Annotated in this window: 18 protein-coding genes and 1 tRNA gene; 14 read left to right on the top strand and 5 right to left on the bottom strand. The window is 38.8% G+C overall.

The genetic code is table 11. From position 1 onward, the window contains the following. Window positions 1–61 precede the first annotated feature (61 nt). On the bottom strand, window positions 62–970 hold the full coding sequence (locus tag AC0VX7_RS13560; RefSeq protein ID WP_475424659.1) for a VanW family protein: 909 nt from the start codon (window positions 968–970) through the stop codon (window positions 62–64). Window positions 971–1,171: 201 nt separating this feature from the next. Here AC0VX7_RS13560 and AC0VX7_RS13555 point away from each other — a divergent pair, with 201 nt between their 5' ends. The 12 genes from AC0VX7_RS13555 to AC0VX7_RS13500 all read left to right on the top strand — a co-directional run bounded on the left by AC0VX7_RS13555 (window position 1,172) and on the right by AC0VX7_RS13500 (window position 12,469). Continuing rightward, window positions 1,172–1,654, top strand: a complete 483-nt coding sequence (locus AC0VX7_RS13555; RefSeq protein WP_475424658.1) for a GNAT family N-acetyltransferase — start codon at window positions 1,172–1,174, stop codon at window positions 1,652–1,654. A 256-nt stretch (window positions 1,655–1,910) separates the two neighbouring features. Continuing rightward, window positions 1,911–2,318 (top strand): GntR family transcriptional regulator, encoded by a 408-nt coding sequence (locus tag AC0VX7_RS13550; protein ID WP_475424657.1) that lies wholly within the window; start codon window positions 1,911–1,913, stop codon window positions 2,316–2,318. Further along, the gene (locus AC0VX7_RS13545) at window positions 2,293–3,192 is read left to right on the top strand and encodes an ABC transporter ATP-binding protein (RefSeq protein ID WP_475424656.1); all 900 of its coding nucleotides are present in this window, start codon (window positions 2,293–2,295) and stop codon (window positions 3,190–3,192) included. Before AC0VX7_RS13550 ends, AC0VX7_RS13545 begins: the two co-directional genes overlap by 26 nt. Then, window positions 3,167–5,122: a DUF6449 domain-containing protein gene (locus AC0VX7_RS13540; RefSeq protein WP_475424655.1), complete on the top strand. Its 1,956-nt coding sequence runs from the start codon at window positions 3,167–3,169 to the stop codon at window positions 5,120–5,122. The genes AC0VX7_RS13545 and AC0VX7_RS13540 overlap by 26 nt, the downstream gene beginning before the upstream one ends. An 81-nt stretch (window positions 5,123–5,203) precedes the next feature. Continuing rightward, entirely contained in the window at window positions 5,204–5,725 is a 522-nt protein-coding gene (locus AC0VX7_RS13535) for an RNA polymerase sigma factor (RefSeq protein WP_052442145.1), read from the top strand. Between the two features lie 99 nt (window positions 5,726–5,824). Continuing rightward, window positions 5,825–6,523, top strand: a complete 699-nt coding sequence (locus AC0VX7_RS13530) for an ABC transporter ATP-binding protein (protein ID WP_475424654.1) — start codon at window positions 5,825–5,827, stop codon at window positions 6,521–6,523. Then, window positions 6,513–7,859: an ABC transporter permease gene (locus tag AC0VX7_RS13525; RefSeq protein WP_475424653.1), complete on the top strand. Its 1,347-nt coding sequence runs from the start codon at window positions 6,513–6,515 to the stop codon at window positions 7,857–7,859. Before AC0VX7_RS13530 ends, AC0VX7_RS13525 begins: the two co-directional genes overlap by 11 nt. A gap of 409 nt (window positions 7,860–8,268) precedes the next feature. Beyond that, window positions 8,269–9,180 (top strand): ABC transporter ATP-binding protein, encoded by a 912-nt coding sequence (locus tag AC0VX7_RS13520; protein ID WP_475424652.1) that lies wholly within the window; start codon window positions 8,269–8,271, stop codon window positions 9,178–9,180. Beyond that, window positions 9,173–10,003 (top strand): ABC transporter permease subunit, encoded by an 831-nt coding sequence (locus tag AC0VX7_RS13515; RefSeq protein WP_475424651.1) that lies wholly within the window; start codon window positions 9,173–9,175, stop codon window positions 10,001–10,003. The genes AC0VX7_RS13520 and AC0VX7_RS13515 overlap by 8 nt, the downstream gene beginning before the upstream one ends. Window positions 10,004–10,154: 151 nt before the next feature. Then, complete coding sequence (locus tag AC0VX7_RS13510) at window positions 10,155–10,502, top strand: hypothetical protein (protein WP_475424650.1); 348 nt, start codon at window positions 10,155–10,157, stop codon at window positions 10,500–10,502. Window positions 10,503–10,614: 112 nt separating this feature from the next. Next, window positions 10,615–11,982, top strand: a complete 1,368-nt coding sequence (locus AC0VX7_RS13505) for an amino acid permease (protein ID WP_475424649.1) — start codon at window positions 10,615–10,617, stop codon at window positions 11,980–11,982. A gap of 34 nt (window positions 11,983–12,016) precedes the next feature. Then, window positions 12,017–12,469 (top strand): YndM family protein, encoded by a 453-nt coding sequence (locus AC0VX7_RS13500; protein ID WP_475424648.1) that lies wholly within the window; start codon window positions 12,017–12,019, stop codon window positions 12,467–12,469. A gap of 67 nt (window positions 12,470–12,536) precedes the next feature. Here AC0VX7_RS13500 and AC0VX7_RS13495 read toward each other — a convergent pair whose 3' ends face one another. From AC0VX7_RS13495 to AC0VX7_RS13485, 3 genes are all read right to left on the bottom strand, one after another. Continuing rightward, on the bottom strand, window positions 12,537–13,181 hold the full coding sequence (locus AC0VX7_RS13495) for a phosphatase PAP2 family protein (RefSeq protein ID WP_475424647.1): 645 nt from the start codon (window positions 13,179–13,181) through the stop codon (window positions 12,537–12,539). 882 nt (window positions 13,182–14,063) lie between these two features. After that, window positions 14,064–14,137: transfer RNA gene (locus AC0VX7_RS13490), tRNA-Arg, on the bottom strand. Between the two features lie 119 nt (window positions 14,138–14,256). Next, a complete protein-coding gene (locus tag AC0VX7_RS13485; RefSeq protein WP_475424646.1) occupies window positions 14,257–15,069 on the bottom strand; it encodes a YitT family protein in 813 nt (270 codons plus the stop codon). Between the two features lie 184 nt (window positions 15,070–15,253). On the opposite strand from AC0VX7_RS13485, the gene AC0VX7_RS13480 reads away from it, so the two are divergent. Together AC0VX7_RS13480 and AC0VX7_RS13475 are read left to right on the top strand one after the other, a co-directional pair. After that, window positions 15,254–15,511 (top strand): DUF1292 domain-containing protein, encoded by a 258-nt coding sequence (locus AC0VX7_RS13480; RefSeq protein WP_475424645.1) that lies wholly within the window; start codon window positions 15,254–15,256, stop codon window positions 15,509–15,511. A gap of 93 nt (window positions 15,512–15,604) precedes the next feature. Further along, window positions 15,605–16,138, top strand: coding sequence for a GNAT family N-acetyltransferase (locus AC0VX7_RS13475; RefSeq protein ID WP_475424644.1), 534 nt, complete (start codon window positions 15,605–15,607; stop codon window positions 16,136–16,138). A 282-nt stretch (window positions 16,139–16,420) separates the two neighbouring features. Here the strand turns inward: AC0VX7_RS13475 and AC0VX7_RS13470 are convergent, their stop codons facing one another. Continuing rightward, window positions 16,421–17,311, bottom strand: a complete 891-nt coding sequence (locus tag AC0VX7_RS13470) for a YitT family protein (protein ID WP_041965319.1) — start codon at window positions 17,309–17,311, stop codon at window positions 16,421–16,423. Window positions 17,312–17,395 lie beyond the last annotated feature (84 nt).

Genomic DNA, 17,395 nt, shown 5'->3' with positions numbered 1-17,395 from the left:
TGTAAAGGTTTTCCTGTAAAATAAAAGGAACCCTTTTTATTTCAAGGATTCCTTTTTAACATCATATGGCTTCTTCAGGTATTATAACACTGCTGTCTGTGCTGGGAACTTTGCGCTTTTCTATGTTGATTTCATCAGAGGAATAAATCATGACAATCATTTTACCAGGATAAGTTTTAGCCCGGATCAGAATGGGCTGGTTGTATTTGTTCTTGAATGTGAAATCTGGCCCATACCAACTGACAGTTGCATCCCTGCCAGGTGGAACGTAGGGAACCTGCTTGCTGTGAGAATATCGCTCGAGTATCTTCATGCCAGAGCGATCAGCTGCATTAAAAAGTGTTGATGATACCTGGCAAATACCTCCGCCAATTCCCTCTGATAATTCTCCTCTAACAATTATGGGTGCAGGCTGATAACCGCGTGAGGCGGTACGTTTGCCGACAATTTTATTGAAGGAAAAGGTTTCCCCGGGAAAAACAACATGATTATTGATTGCTTCCGCAGCAAGGTTAATGTTATGGGTCCGTTCCTTGTTCCTACTATTGAAATATGTTATGTAATGGCCAATTAGATTTGTTCGTATATTGGCGATGATTTCGCTGTCTACCTTCGGATATACAGGTAAGGTAGGAACTTGTAATCGTGAATGGTGTCTTTCAAAAAAACTTGCTGTGAATTTTTCCTTGAACTTTTTCTCATCAAGAATATATCCCACCTCTTCTGGTATGATGTTCCCGTAATCATCCAAACCTGCATTTATGGGTTCCTTCTTAATCTGAAGAGACATTTGTTTATTTAATGTTTCCAGCATTGTATGGTTAAGAATTGGATACCCAAACCATGGAATCGAAAAATCTGATCGCTGAACTTCTACAATTGATTCACCATCCCAAACTAAATCTATTTCATCATGATTATCTGCTGTACTGCTAGATAGAATAAGTCCAATTGCCAATAACCATTTCACTTTCTTCACCTCCCGTTTTATTATGGATAAGCAGGTGATGTTTAATGTATTTTGGATTAGTTGGTGTTTGTTGGAAAGGTTATTGAGAAAACATGGCGAATAGTAAATATGCCTAGATATAAGGTCTTAAGTTCGATTAAATCATGATTGTTTGAGGTAATACATCTTCAAAGTAACTTCAAAATTGGAGGGTAAGAAAGTATGAACCTGTATTTATCGTTATTGTCACTGGATGATGCGGTCCAATTGTTCGCGTTCGAAAAAGAAAATAAGGAATTTTTCGAAAGTTTCGTGCCGCCCAGGCCAGATTCGTATTTTAGGTATGAAGATTTTTGTGAAACCTTGGAAGAGTTATTGGAGGAACAGGAAGATAGAAGGTCTCTGTTTTATTTAATCAAAGACGAAAATGGACAAATCATCGGTCGAATGAACCTTGTCGATATTGACTGGGTGACTAAATCAGGCGATATCGGTTATCGGGTAGGACAAAAATTCTCTGGCAAGGGAGCTGCTGTCAAAGGGCTGCAATTGCTTATATTAGAAACTAAGAATATGGACCTGAAAGAATTACGTGCGAAAACTACCAGGAATAATTTACCATCACAAAAGGTTTTAGATAGATGTCTTTTTCAAAAAGAATCAGAAGAAAAGGACGACTTTATCTACTATAAATTAGCACTCTAGTTAACGCTAGGGTGTTTTTTTGTCGAATTATTTTTCTCTTTCAGCCTTGTGATTATATATAATAATTGTGTAAAATTACACTAAATAGATAATTTAACCATTACCTATCGAGTTCACCTTCATGAGTTAGACATCAATTTCTTAATTTTTCTTAAGAAATTATTAAGAAAATATCCCCTATCTTTTTGGAAGTGGTTGGCATATAATTTAACTGTATTAATAATAATAGTACACTTAGTACAGATAGGGGGTCATTATGTTTGAGCTTGACCTGAGGAGCCGAAAACCGATATACGAGCAGCTGGTAGATAAGATGAAAGAGCTGATCATTAATGAAGTGCTCAAACCTGATGAACAATTGCCTTCGGTGCGTCAGATGGCACAGCAATTGACAATAAACCCAAATACAATTCAAAAGGCATATAGAGAGCTTGAGGTACAGGGATTCATTTATTCATTAAAAGGCAAGGGGAGTTTTGTAAATGCGATGGAACCTGGCAAAGATGCAGATAAAATATTGCAGGTGAAGCAGGATCTGGAAAAACTGCTACAGGAAGCATTGTACCTGGGCATTACTGCGGAAGAGTTGCGTGAGATGATTGGAAACATTGATGGCTTGAAAGGGGGAAGCAGGCAAGATGATTCAAATGATCGAGATCAATAAAACATTTGAAAAACACGAGGCTGTAAAAAACGTCAATATGACTATAAATAAAGGATCAATATACGGCTTGATTGGATCGAATGGTGCAGGTAAAACAACCATCATTAAATTGCTTGCTGGAATTTATAAACAGGATTCTGGGAAGGTGCTTTTGGAAGGTTCAGCGGTCTTTGAAAACCAAGCCTTAAAAGAGAAGATCTTTTATATATCCGACCAGCCATATTTCTTTCCTCAGTATACAGTCAAGCAGATGGCGAATTTCTATAAAAGCGTTTATCCTTCATGGAATGAAGCTAGATTTATCAAATTAGCCGAAATATTCGACTTCAGCATGAACAAAAAATTACATACCTTTTCAAAGGGAATTCAAAGACAAGCTGCTTTCTGGCTCGCCTTATCAACGATGCCTGAAATATTGATTCTTGATGAGCCCATGGATGGATTGGATCCGGTGGCAAGGAAAAAGGTTAAAAACCTACTGATACAGGATGTCGCAGACAGGGAAATGACGATTTTAATATCCTCGCATAACTTGCGCGAAATTGAAGATATTTGCGACCATATTGGAATTTTGCATCATGGGTCACTCCTTTTGGAAAAAGACCTTGATGATCTTAAATCTGATATACATAAGGTTCAGGTGGCTTATAAGGGAGAAACACCGAAGCACCTGGAAAATCAACTGACAATGCTCCACTGCGAAAGAAGGGGAAGTGTCATGGTATGTATTATCAGGGGGAAAGAGGATGAGATCGAGAAGGTTATCAATCAGACTGAACCTGTTATATTTGATATCCTCCCATTGACATTAGAGGAGATTTTTATATATGAAATGGGGGATATCGGCTATGCAATCAAAAACATCATTGTTTAAGAAAGAAATGGTACTACAGGTTGGAAGAAACGTCGGCTGGATATCCGTCATTTACTTCCTGGCTTTATTTTTCGCGATTCCATTAAGAATCATGATGCTGTATTCAGGTGAGAACTACCGTGATTTCATGCCGGTGGAAAGATTGTTTGATTTCAATTTTGCGATACAGTTCATCATGTTTATTACGGTACCAGTTGTTATGGCAATCTTTCTTTATCGTTTCCTGCATGTGAAGCAGGCAGCAGATTTAATCCATAGTCTGCCATTGAAACGGCAGGATATTTTCCACTTTTATACACTGACAGGCTTTGTGTTTCTGATTATTCCAGTCATCTTGATTGCGCTGTTCACTGCCATTATTCACAGTGTGTATGACTTGAATTTATATTTCCAGCTGCAGGACATTTTCAGATGGGCTGGGATCATCATTTTATTTAATGCTGTATTTTACCTTTCTGGGGTTTTTATAGCAATGATCACAGGAATATCGGTGGTCCAGGGTGTCTTGACGTATATCATGCTCCTGTTTCCGGCTGGATTCACTCTGCTGATCATCTATAATCTTGGATTAATGTTGTATGGTTTTCCTAGTGATTATTATCAGATCAGGAATATAGAATATCTTTCACCTATTTCACATCTGACTATTTTAGAGGGTCAGTCAATATCTGTGAAGGCAGTTCTCTTATATTCAGTCTTTGTATTGGTCTCATATGTCCTGTCCCTATTTATCTATAAAAAAAGGAAAATAGAAGCTGCATCGGAGGCAATTGCTTTTAATGGTTTAAAAGTTGTTTTTAAATACGGAGCAGCTTTCTGCATGATGCTTCTTGGTGGCATGTATTTCGATGCCATGCAGAATAAATTTGCCTGGCTAATATTTGGGTACACAGCTGGGGGGATAATCGGATACTTCGCTGCCGAAATGGTTCTTCAAAAAACATGGAGGGTCTTTGGAAAAGTAAAAGGCCTTGGATATTTTGCGGTTGCGATGGCGGTCTTGATCCTCATAACTCAAGCGTTCGCTCCATACGAGAAAAAGGTGCCTGCTCTAGAGGAGATTAAAAGTGTCACCTACGCGAATCACGTTTATATGGACGCGGATGATCGACTTGCTCCAAAACCACTATTCCAGCAAGAAAATATAGAAGCAGTCCGAAAGTTCCATGAGAGTATCATCAATAATGAAAAATTGAATGAGCAAGGATTGGAATCACGGGAATTTGCTCTCTTTATCTATGAATTGAAGAATGGAGATAAACTGGTTCGCCAGTACACGATCGATCGATTCGATTACGAGCCCCAAATGAGAGGGATTTTTGAATCACTTGAGTATAAGCATACTCACCAGCCTATTTTTAAAATGAATACCGATGAAATTACATCTATTAGAATTAACAAACACATAACTGATAGCCCGTTGACGATTACCGATATGGAGAAAATTAAACAGGCTATGGCAATTCTGAAAAAGGAAATTGAGCAAGAACCATTTTCCATTGATTATTATCAAGTAGGGAACACATCATCGATTGAAGTTATGTCGGGCATAAACGATTATGACCATATTGAATTGAAGCATTCATATAAAAGCTTCATCGCATGGCTAGAGGAAAACGACATGCTGAAAGAAGCAATTGTGACACCTGATGATATAGACTATGTTGTCGTAACTAATGATTCAATAGAACAGGAACAATTCAAGGAATATCCTGAAGAAGAAATAATTAATCGTATTATGAACGATAAAAACGCCCTTAAACTGAGTGAACATGATCAATTGCTCTCATCGATAGAGAACGCAGGTTATGGCTGGTTTAATGAAGCACCGTATACCGCTATTTTCGTTTATAAAACAGTGAATCACAAAGAAATTCGCACCTTTAGCGATAAAGATGTACCAGCATTTATCAAGGAGCATTTTAAGTAAAAACAAACGTCAAAATACTAGACAGAGAATTGTAAGCAATGCAGCTTGCAAAAGTAAGTTACAGGGGCAAGGGGGATGGATATGGCTAAGATTGATTTTGATGAGCTTTATAGGATCCACGGGAAAAAGCTTTGTCAAATTGCTTTCAGTATTACTAAAGACAGACATCTTGCAGAGGATGTAGTCCAGGAGACTTTCATAAAGGCATATAAAAAGGCAGATACCATCATAGATACGCATAAAATCGGTTCATGGTTAGCAGCAATCGCGGCAAGGACTGCAATTGATTATTTGCGGGCAGAGAAAAGAAGAAAATGGCTTCCATCTGACCAGAGCATCATGGAGCAGATTTTCAGCGATTATGATAACAACCAATCGCTTGAAAAGGAAGTCGAAATCATCCTGTTTAAAGAAGAAATTCAACATATGCTGTACTTGCTGACGAGTGAGTACCAGCAAGTGTTGGTATTGAGGTTCCAATACGGGTTAAAAGAAGACGAAATCGCCTGCAAATTAAATATTAAATCAGGTACAGTGAAAACGCGTCTCCACAGAGCTCGGAAACAATTGAAAAAAGTTATGTCAGAGAAGTACCCAGCCTAATAGTTCTATTTGGGCGATTAACCAATCGCCTATTTTTTTCTGCTTGATTACTGGAAAAAAATATAATTTATTCAAATATTTTGTAGAAGAGGTGCGTCAATGATTTCAATCAATAATTTGAGCCACGACTTTGAAATCGGTAAAAAAGGGAGAAAAACAATAATTCCTGTGTTGAAGGATGTTTCATTTAAAGTGAACAAAGGAGAAATTGTAACCATTGTTGGCAGGAGCGGTTCGGGAAAATCAACACTCCTTAACCTTGTCAGCGGATTTATAAGGCCAAAAGAGGGAGAAATCACGATCAATGGAATCAAAACATCCATTTTAAACGAAACAAAGTTTGCCGATTTCCGGATTCAGCATCTAGGATTCATTTTTCAAAGCTTTCAATTGATCCCAAGCATGACAGCCTATCAAAATGTAGAACTGCCTCTGATTTTAAAAGGAGTCAAAGAGGAAGAGAGGACAAAACGAACAAATGAAATCCTTGATATGGTTGGATTATCTGACTATCAGGATCATTATCCTGGAGAACTTTCAGGTGGTCAACAGCAAAGGGTAAGCATTGCCCGCGCCCTTATTGTCAATCCACCAATCATTCTTGCTGATGAACCGACCGGCAGTCTGGACTCGGAAACAGAAGAAGATTTACTCAAATTCATCATTAAATTAAACAGAGAGCTTGGCATTACATTTTTAATCATTACTCATGATGACAAGGTTGCCAAAATTGGCCATCGTACCATTGAATTAAGGGATGGCAAAGTTGTTGAGGAGGTATTGGCAAATGAGGCTTAAAGATCAATTTCAATTCGTCAGGCAAAATATGAAAAAGAACCGGACTCGGATGTTCATGACCATACTAGCCACGGCTATGAGCGTAGCATTCCTGATTGTGCTTGCTTCAGTGGGGTTTGGTCTCCATAAATCGATCGTAAAAGAAACGCTGGAAAGAAGGATTGTGACAGAAATTGAAGTCCCTGGAAAAGAGGAGCCGAATAATGGCTTCAGACAGCTGACGGATGAGGATATTTCCTACTTTGAAGAAATAGAGGATGTCAAGGCTGTGACAAGAAGGAAAAACCTGCAGAATTATATGTTTGAAGTGGATGAACACCTGACAGATGCCCAGGCAGTAGTGGCGCACATGCCATCTGAAATAAAGGCTGGGCTAGAACTCTCGGAGGGCAGGCTTCCAAAAGCAGAGAATGAAGTGGTCGTTGGGTACCATTTTTTCCAAGATCTTCGCCCAAATAAAGAGATAACGGAAGAGCTGTACAATGAAAAGGGCCAGATAAAAGAAGAATTCCGCTACAAAGGGGAATTGGTCGGTAAGAAAATTACCATGAATGTTATCAAGTTCGAAGACGGCAAAGAGGTGAAAGAACCCTTAGAAGTTACGGTTGTCGGCATCCGCAAGAAACCAACGAAGGAATGGGTTTACGATAGTGTGGTATTTGTTTCTGAAGGAGTCCTTAAACAGGTTGAGGAATTCACGGGCACTCCACGTGGAATGCTGAAGGATCCTAACAATCCGGACATGGAACTGCCAACCATCCCTGCTGACCAGTATGATCAAGTGAATATTTACGCGAAGGATATGGAAGCAGTTAAAGATATTACGGCAAACTTAGAAGAAAATAATTACCCATCCTATTCGGTCATAAATGAGCTCAAAGATGTCAATGTCATGTTCACCATCGTTAAAGCAGGATTGATTTTTATAGGTACGATTGCAATCATTATTGCTTCGATAGGAATCTATAACACAATGACTATGGCTGTTACAGAAAGGGCACCAGATATCGGTATAATGAAAGCGATTGGGGCTAATCCAAAGACAATTAAAAAGATTTTCCTCCTTGAAAGCAGCTATATCGGACTAATCGGTGCAGCGATTGGAACGCTTGTTGCTTATCTCATTAGTTTCATTGTGAATTTCGGACTGCCGCTGATCATCAAGCAAGCGTTCGGTGAAGAACCGCCAGAAGGCCTGATCTTCAGCCATATCCCATATACGTTGCCAATCATCAGTTTTATCATCTGCTACCTGGTCACGATTCTGTCCGGACTGCGTCCTGCCCAGCGAGCTACTAAAGTAGATGTCCTCCAGGCAATGAGACGGGAAGTATAAGAAGCGATAGAAAAGTAGTGATCATGGAAAATTGAGTCACCAAAAAAACCTGTTGGCGCCCTAAAAATCAAGATTATGGAAAAATAGGTCACCAAAGAAGCCTATTGGTGACCTGAAAATCAAGATTCTGTAAAAATAGGTCACCAATACAGCCACGTCTGAATAATCAAAATTCTGGAATATTTAGTCATCAATAGAGCTAATTGTATACTATAAAATGAAGGACCAGTCGCGAATACTGGTCCTATTTTATGATCTTCAATGGATCAAGCGTTGGCAGTTTAGGCTATGAACAACGACCAACACCATTTGACGTTTCACCTTATAAAAAATAATCTAAAACTTTATTGAACGTTTTTAAATATTGTCCGTCTTATGAAAAAACGGTAAGCAAGCAGGGGGTAGCAGAATGTCGCAAAATGTAATAGAACTGGATGGAGTTTCAAAGCATTTCGGTGAACAGGTGGTACTTAGCAATGTATCTATGAGTGTAAAAGAAGGGGATATTGTAGGGCTTCTTGGTCCAAATGGTTCCGGAAAAACAACTGTGATCCGCCTTATGAACGGTGTCATCAACCAAACAGACGGAAAGCTGTCAATTCTCGGCATGAACCCGGGAATTGAAGGAGATTCAGTCAGGAAATCAACTGGAATTCTAACTGAAAATGCCGGTCTGTATCATGAAATGTCTGGGTTAGATAATCTAATCTTTTTTTCCAAGCTATATGGAAACTTTGATTTAAAGCAAATCCACCTTTATTTAGAGGAATTTGAACTTGCTGAGCATATGGATAAAAAAGTAGGGGCATATAGTACAGGGATGAAACGTAGGTTGGGAATCATCAAGGCAATCCTCCATAAACCACGACTCCTTTTTCTTGATGAACCTACGAATGGGCTTGATCCAGAAGGAATAAAATTGGTGCTTAAATTCCTCAAGGATTTAAACGAGCAGGAAGGAACAACCATATTTCTTTGTTCGCATATTTTGCACCAACTAGAGCATGTATGTAAAGAGTACTTTTTTCTAAATGACGGAAAAATAACAGATTACGGCACTCTAAATGAACTGCAAAAAAGGTATGTCACACAAATCAAATTGAAGGTAATTACAAATTTATTGCCTGTTGAAGCCCATTGGGGTGGTTATCCTGTTTTAGTTAAAGATAAAAATACATTGCAATTTTTATTGCCATCAAGTGACCATATAACCCTACTGCTTAAAAAAATCATAAGTGAATTTTGGGTACACCATGTGGAGATTGAAAATAACGATTTGGAATCCTTATACTTTAAGATCAGGAGTGGGGTCAATGAATAAAAAATTAATATGGCTTGTAGCTGCAAAAGATATAAGAGGTATCACCAGCTCGGCTCAGGTATGGTTGGGGTTAATTTTATTGCCACTGATTTTTTCGGTGATTTTTCCGCTGGCATTTATTCTTTTGGTAAAGAATGTACCCATTACGTCTCCGGAATTGATTGATTTAGTGAATAATGTTGTATATGGGCTTAAAGATACTAAGAGCGGGGAAATGATAGGCAGCCTCCCAAGTATGAAACACCAAATAATTTTCGTTGTAGTGAATTACCTGCTTGGTTCGATCTTCTTACTTATACCGACCATTAATGCAATGATGATTGCTCTTCATAGCTTTGTTGGTGAAAAAGAAAAAAGGACCATGGAAACACTGTTGTTTTCTCCTATTACGGTGAAGGAATTATTTATGGGCAAAGTACTTTCAGCATTCATTCCCTCTATTATTATTACATGGGTGAGCTTTTTCCTATTTGGGATTATTACTGTAAGCTTGACTTATAGTATGTTTGGTTATTTCATTTTTCCAAATGCAAACTGGCTAATCCTGATGCTTTGGGTTGTCCCAATGATTACAATCCTCACAATCCTGGTGAATGTGTTCGTTTCCGCCAGGGCAAAAGGTTTTCAGGAGGCACAGCAACTTGGCGGTATTTTGATCCTTCCTATCATGGGTCTCTTCATAGGCCAGGCAACGGGCTTTCTTGTCATCAAGCCCATTTTACTTGCTTTAATAGGTGTCACCATTTTAATGTTAAATTTTATCTTATTAAAAATGATGACAAAATATAATGATCGTAATACTTTATTTGAAAAGCAAATATAACATAAATTACAACAGCACCATCCCAATTTGGCAAAGTGGCCAGTGAATTGGTGAGGAAATTTGTTAACTGATAGCCCAGGAATGTAAATGTATAGATTGTCTAACTTAGGAAAAATCTAATCCTATCGATTACATCACAGGGGGATAAGATATGTCAGTTATTGTTATTCAAACTTTTGAAATGAAACAGGATAAATTTCCGGATGGCATCAAAAACTTACGCTTAATCCAAAATTTCCGTAACGAACAATATGACCACAAGGTGGAGCTCTTATCGCCGATTTCTGGTGAAGACCATACTTATGCACTGATTTCCACATATGAAGGACTGGCAGAAATGGAGCTTCAAAATAAAAAGATGTTTGAGGACGAGGAATATAAAAAGCTCATAGGTGAATTTTTCCTAGAAAACATCGTGCAAGGAAGTATGTACACTCAAATGTATCGGACGATGACCGGACTAAGTAATGACTCTGAATCAGAAAAGAGCAAGAAATAAAATGAAAAAAGTCGATTCCCCGGGATTCGACTTTTTTCATGCCTGATGGTTCAATACATAAAATGCAGTTGATTCTCGAATGATAATACTTGTTGAGGAAGGGGGTAAAACAATGGATTTTTTTCTGCCATCATCAAAGTCGGGTTGTGGAAATAGCTCCAATGAAGGAGATTTGAAATGGTGGCAACTGTCACTGATTGGTGTTGGGTGTACGATTGGTACCGGTTTTTTCCTCGGTTCTGCAATTGGTATTAAAATTACCGGACCATCTATCGTTTTTTCTTTCATCCTTGCCGCAATCGGTACATACGTGGTTTATAATTTGCTGGCTAAAATGACAGCCGAAGACCCCCAGGAGGGCTCGTTTTGCTACTATGCCAAGAAAGCTTATGGACAGTGGGCCGGATTCAGCTGTGGCTGGAATTATTGGAGTTCCAATATCCTGATTATGGGTAGCCAGCTTACTGCTCTTTCAATTTTGTCACAATTCTGGTTTCCTAACATACCTTTGTGGCTTTTCGCTACTGGTTATGCTATCCTCTCGATCGGTGTTGTCCTTACTGGGAATAAGGGATTTGACAAGGTAGAAGATTTATTAGCCATCATTAAAACTGCCGCCATTATTATGTTCATTTTAATAGCTGCTGCCGCCATATTTGGCTGGTTTAATCTTGATACGAAGCAAGTAATGGTGCCAAATTCTCCACAAAAACTGTTTCCTGAAGGCTTTAAAGGATTCTGGTCATCATTGATTTACGCATTTTATGCTTATGGAGGCATAGAAGTAATTGGCCTGATGGCAACAAGATTGAAAAATAAAGAAGATGCTCCTAAAGCGGGAGTCATCATGCTGATTTTACTAGTGATCATTTATGTACTAGCTTTGGGACTTGCGGTCATCATGGCAGCTCATGGTGCTTTTCACCATAAAGAAAGCCCATTTGTCACAGCCCTGGACCCATATAACCTGGCTTTTTTCCCTCATATGTTCAACGCAGCGATCATCGTCGCAGGCTTTTCTACCATGACTGCTTCGTTGTTTGGGGTGACTACTTTGCTCGTTACGCTAGCTAATGATGGAGATGCTCCGAAGGTCTTCGCCAAGAAAATCAAAAAGTTAAAAGAATTGCCCCTTCCATCGCTGGGACTTGCAGTGGTTGGCTTGATTGCATCAATCATAACAGCCTTGCTGCTTCCGGGCAAAATTTATGAATATATCACTACAGCCGCAGGCATCCTGATTTTATTCAATTGGGCCTTCATCATAATCTCTGCTTTAAAATTGCTTGAATTAAAAGTATGGGGGAAGTTCATATCTTTTATCGGAATCGTCCTTATCCTTGCTGCTGTTAGCGGGACGATAATGGAAAAAAGCATACGAATGGGTTTCTTTATTAGCATAATCGTTGTCTTGCTTATTGGGATGATATCGTTAGTTTTACAGAAAAAGGTATGGAATAAAGCTAGTGGAGCAAAATAACGCAAAACACTAAAAGTTTATGGAGGAGATCGACATGAAACATCTTAGAGCATTAGCTGTAAAGTTTCTTGCCAGCCTGGTACTACTTTATGTCATTCTTGGCCTGATGTACGATATGTCTTTTACAAATGTCTTCTTGATTTCCCTGGTTCTTGGGCTAGCTTCTTATGTAATTGGGGACCTGTTCTTACTGCCAAAAACGAATAATACAATCGCAACATTAGCTGACTTTGGACTTGCCTTTATGATCATTTGGATTTTGGGAGAAAGTTTAACTTATGGAGAGAGTTTACTGCTTGCATCTTTGATATCAGCCGCCGGTGTCGCTCTATTTGAATACTTTTTCCATAAATATGTGGCAGGAAATATTCTTGAAGATGGGGAGAAACAATATCGAAATACGAATTACCAGTACCAAACAGAAGCGTCTGAAGAATTTTATCCAGTCAAACCTGATGTGAGAAGTGAAGAGGAATCAGAAAAATAACGATTCAAAAACCTCAAGGTACTAAAAAAGAGCTGCAGTCGCAGCTCTTTTCCATGAAGCGGATTTTTCAATCTTTTACATAAACTGTTTTGGATTTCTCGGTAACATTAATTTCATATAGCTCGAAGACTATTCCATAAATAAACGAAGTTAAAAACATTGATGCGAACATATCGAGTATATAATGCTGTTTAACAAACAGCGTAGAGATAATAATCAATGAGCCCATCACCGGTACGAAGACCGAATGGATGATATGCTTATTGCGAATGTTGATATTGCCAAGAATGATGGCAAACGTAGTTAATACATGTATGCTGGGGAAAGCGTTATATGGTTGATCGTGGCTGTAAATCATACCGACAAGGTCTATAAGGATTCCATCACCAACAAGGATTGGGCGTGGAACGGTTGTTTGGAAGAAGAAATAAATAACGAAACATACTAACTCGCCAATAACAATCATTGTCAATGTTTTTAAATAAACTCGAGTATCCTTATACCAAAAATAAACTAGATAACCTAATATGAACGCGTACCAAATGATATACGGTAAAATGAAGACAGGAAGGAAAGGGATTTTATCGTCAACATTGGTAGAAAGGATGACAGCCTCTCGTGGATTGTTATTCAAGATTTTATAAATTAAACCTAGTACTGGCATAACCAGCAAAAATAATAAATAGGGTAACTCTTTTATTTTGGTTTTCATGTTAATGCCCCTTTTGCTAAATTGCTTGTGGTGTATAAATACCACAAACCACAACTTTTAATCCCTAGTATTCATTAGATTGAGATAGTAATAGTAACCAATAGTGCTATTACCTATATAGACGCATTTAGCATGGGATTAGTTCCTACTTCCTAGTAAATACTCTTGTTTAGTGCTTAATTTTTAATAAACAAGGAACATAGCAAGATATAAATGGTCATTTGCTGTTGACACCATCATAAAAGAAGCTCTCAAATAAAAGAGTGAGAAATTAGAAGTTAGCCTAAGGAAGATACAATAGAATATTAAGGAACCGCGAGCGTATAGCTGTAATCTGGACAGCTTTGGGGTCATCAGTCGAAAAGCTGTCAAGAAAAAGGCGGAATCTTGACAGCTTTGGGACCATCAGGTGAAAAGCTGTCAATAAAAACTCGGAATCTTGACAGGTTCGAGGGCATGAGGCGAAAAGCTGTCAAGAAAAAGCCGGAATCTTGACAGGTTCGAGGGCAACAGGAGGAAAGCTGTCAAGAAAAGACCGGAATCTTGACAGGTTCGAGGTCAACAGGTGAAAAGCTGTCAATAAAAACTCGGAATCTTGACAGGTTCGAGGGCATGAGGCGAAAAGCTGTCAAGAAAAAGCCAGAATCTTGACAGGTTCGAGGGCATGAGGCGAAAAGCTGTCAAGAAAAAGCCGGAATCTTGACAGGTCGAGGTCATCAGTCGAAAAGCTGTCAAGAAAAAGGTGGAATCTTGACAGGGCAGCAAGAGAATAAGGTATCACAGTCATACACGGGAACAAATACTGAATTACGGGGAATGTTCGTTCGATTGGAGATAGGTATATCAATAAAAAAAACCTTGATTAAAAATCAAGGTTTTAAGCGTCCCAGAAGAGATTCGAACTCCCGACCTACAGTTTAGGAAACTGTTGCTCTATCCTACTGAGCTACTGGGACATGATAAGAAATATACTTTATTGCAGCGACTCAATTATTATAAGATGAAACTCTAAAAATTTCAAGATAAATTTTCCTCTAATTTCAGAAAGCATCCAAGAAGCTGATTACTCAGCTTCTTAATGCTGTTTTCGATGAAAAAGGCCCATGACCTCCAGGGTTTCGGTTATATTCACAAATGCCTCAGGATCAATTTCCTCTATAAGTGTTTTAACTTCGGTGAGCTCATATCGGGAAATGACGGTGATGATGACATTACTTTTCTCGTTTGAGTATCCGCCAACAGAGTCTATTACTGTTACCCCACGATATACATTTTTTAATAAATGCTGCTTTACTTCTTCACCTTTTCTGGTAATGATCATCAACGTTAGCTTAACATGATGTGTATGAATTTTATCGATCACTTTCCCCAGAACAAAGATGGAAACAAGTGTATTCAACGCAGCGTCCCAGCTAAACAAAAAGCCTGATAACAAAATAACGACTGAGTTCATCGCAAATAAAAGTGTTCCCATAGGAAAGTCTTTGCGTCTTGCCAAAAGCATCCCAATTATATCGAAGCCCCCTGATGAACCAGAGGAACGGAATATAATCCCTATACCTAATCCAACAATCGCCCCGCCAAATATAGAGGAAAGTATCGCATCTTCAGCAAGTTTAAACACTGGAATAGCATAAAGAGAGATAGAAATTGTAATGACGGAAAGTATTGTATATAAAATAAATTTACGTCCCAGTTTCAAATAGCCTAAGACTAATAGGGGGAAGTTCAAAAGGAAATTGTAAATACCAGTATTAATGGATGTTAGCATTGACAATATGATGGAAAGCCCGCTGATCCCGCTGCTCATGATTCCGTGGGGGATTAGGAAAAGATTAAATGCAAATGAAACAATGATTGAACCAAAGATGATTCCTGCTGACTTCAAGAACGCCGCCTCCAAAAATAACAGTGTGTAAAAAATATTATATAGATGAAAATAAAGAAATGAATTTAAAAGTTTATTTAAAATTCATTAAGAATTTCGATTTGATATCGCCATTTAACTGTGAGTTCATATTAAGTTTGAGGAAGGGAAAGATAAAGTGACCATTTGTTGGAGGTGAGCAGCTTTGAAAAACGATTCAATCAGAGATCTGGTAACTGTTAAAGACGATAGGGGCAAGGAGAGGCAATTCGAGGTAGAAGCATTATTCGAAATGAATGGTGAATCCTTTGCGATGCTTAGGGATGAAGATGGAACAGTATTAATGAGAGTAGAAGAAGATGGCGGCAATCAATTCCTCGTAGGCCTCGAGAGTGACTTGGAAAAGTCAGATTTGCTTGATGCATATCAAATTGCTGTTGATGCCGCACCTGCGGAAGACTGAAGAAAGCCGCCCAAACTGGGTGGCTTTCTTTAAAGGAGTTTTCTTGTCTAGTATAGAAATGATAAAGATCACTTTATTTAATTTGGGGGACATATGAAATTTCCTATTTTAGAAACAGACCGGCTCATTCTCAGGGAAATTACTGAGGAGGATGCCGAAGATTTATTTATCAATTTTTCCAATGCTGAAGTTATGAAGCTCTATGGTTCAGAACCCCTAGAAAACATAGAAGAAGCACGAGGACTCGTTCATTCTTTTCACAATGGTTTTACTGAAGGTAAAGGGATGAGGTGGGGGATCCAATTAAAAAACAACAAAAGTCTCCTTGGTACTGTTGGCTTTCATGCAGTGTCATTAAAACATAGGAGAGCAGAAATAGGCTATGAGCTGAACCCAACCTATTGGGGGAAAGGCTTAGCAAAAGAAGCAATCGGCAAAGCTGTTGAATATGGGTTGAATGAGATGAATTTAGAACGGATTGGTGCAATTGTTTTTCTTGAAAATACTACTTCAAATGAACTGCTCCTCAAACTCGGATTTAAAAAAGAGGGAATACTGAGAAATTATATGGTACAAGCTGGGGTATCCTATGATACCAATGTATACTCTCTATTAGCGCGAAAATGAAATGAAGGCATTTATAACTCCTTTTATACAGCTGCAGAAAGTAATTTATCTGAATCAAGACAAAAAGCTCAGATTTCTGAGCTTTTTTGTTTACTAGGAAACTATAAAAAAATTTCAATGTGGATGACTATACGGGTTTTCTTAATCCAGCTCCAGCGCCTAGCCCCTCGAGTCGCTTCGGTCCGCCCAATGAAGTCAAAGAACGACTTCACTGGTCGGCCCTCCAGCGCTTGTCGGGGCTGAACGAGGCGCTTGCGCTTTTTGTTCTGTGTTCGCTGTAAACTAGTGGATATTTCGCTTTTTGAATCTGCCACCACGCACTTCGGCAATATTTCCGACAGCAAGGAAGGCTGACTCATCCAATTCCTCAACAATAGATTTCAATTTGGCTTCCTCAAGACGGGTGATGACGCAAAAAATGACCTTTTTGTCATCGCCCGTATATGCACCCTCGCCGGTTAAATATGTGACGCCACGGCCAAGACGGGCCAGGATGGCTTCGCCTATTTGCTTGTGCTGGTCACTTATAATCCACGCAGCTTTCGATTCATCAAGACCGGCAATGACTATATCAATAGTTTTGAATGCGATGAAGTAGGCAAGGAGTGAATACATCGCACGGTCCCATCCGAAGATAAATCCTGCCGTGCCAAAAATGAAAATATTGAAAAACATAATGACTTCCCCAACAGAGAAGGGCAGTCTCCTATTTGCCAGGATTGCAAGGATTTCCGTTCCGTCTAGTGAACCTCCATACCTGATCACTATTCCGACCCCAGCTCCTAAAACTATTCCACCGAATACGGTTGCAAGAAGTAAATCTTCTGTAAATACAGGCCAATCATGCAGAAAGCTAGTCGTTAAAGATAAGACAGTGATTCCCAATAGGGTGGATAGTGCAAAGGTTTTTCCAATTTGTTTATAGCCAATGAAAAAGAATGGAATGTTGAGAACAAAGATAAAGAGGCCGAGGCGCCAGCCTGTTAAATGTGAGAGGATGATTGAAATACCAACAATACCGCCATCAAGAATTTTGTTCGGGACCAGGAATTCCTCAATTCCCACGCCCATCAAGATACCACCTAATATGATGAAAAAAATTCTTTTTGCGAGTTTGGTTTTTGTGATGCCCTTATGCTGCTGGACAAGGGCCTGTTCTGGAATGCTGTTCATTTCTTCCCCCTTATAAGAATCTTCTAATAATTTTATTTAACTAATTTTATCATAATTGTTAAACCAAACTAAATTAAAGACCTT

The sequence above is a fragment of the Mesobacillus sp. QJM3NY_10 genome (assembly GCF_056173465.1).
Note: the sequence above shows the minus strand (reverse complement) of the source record. Positions and strands in the feature narration are given on the sequence as shown.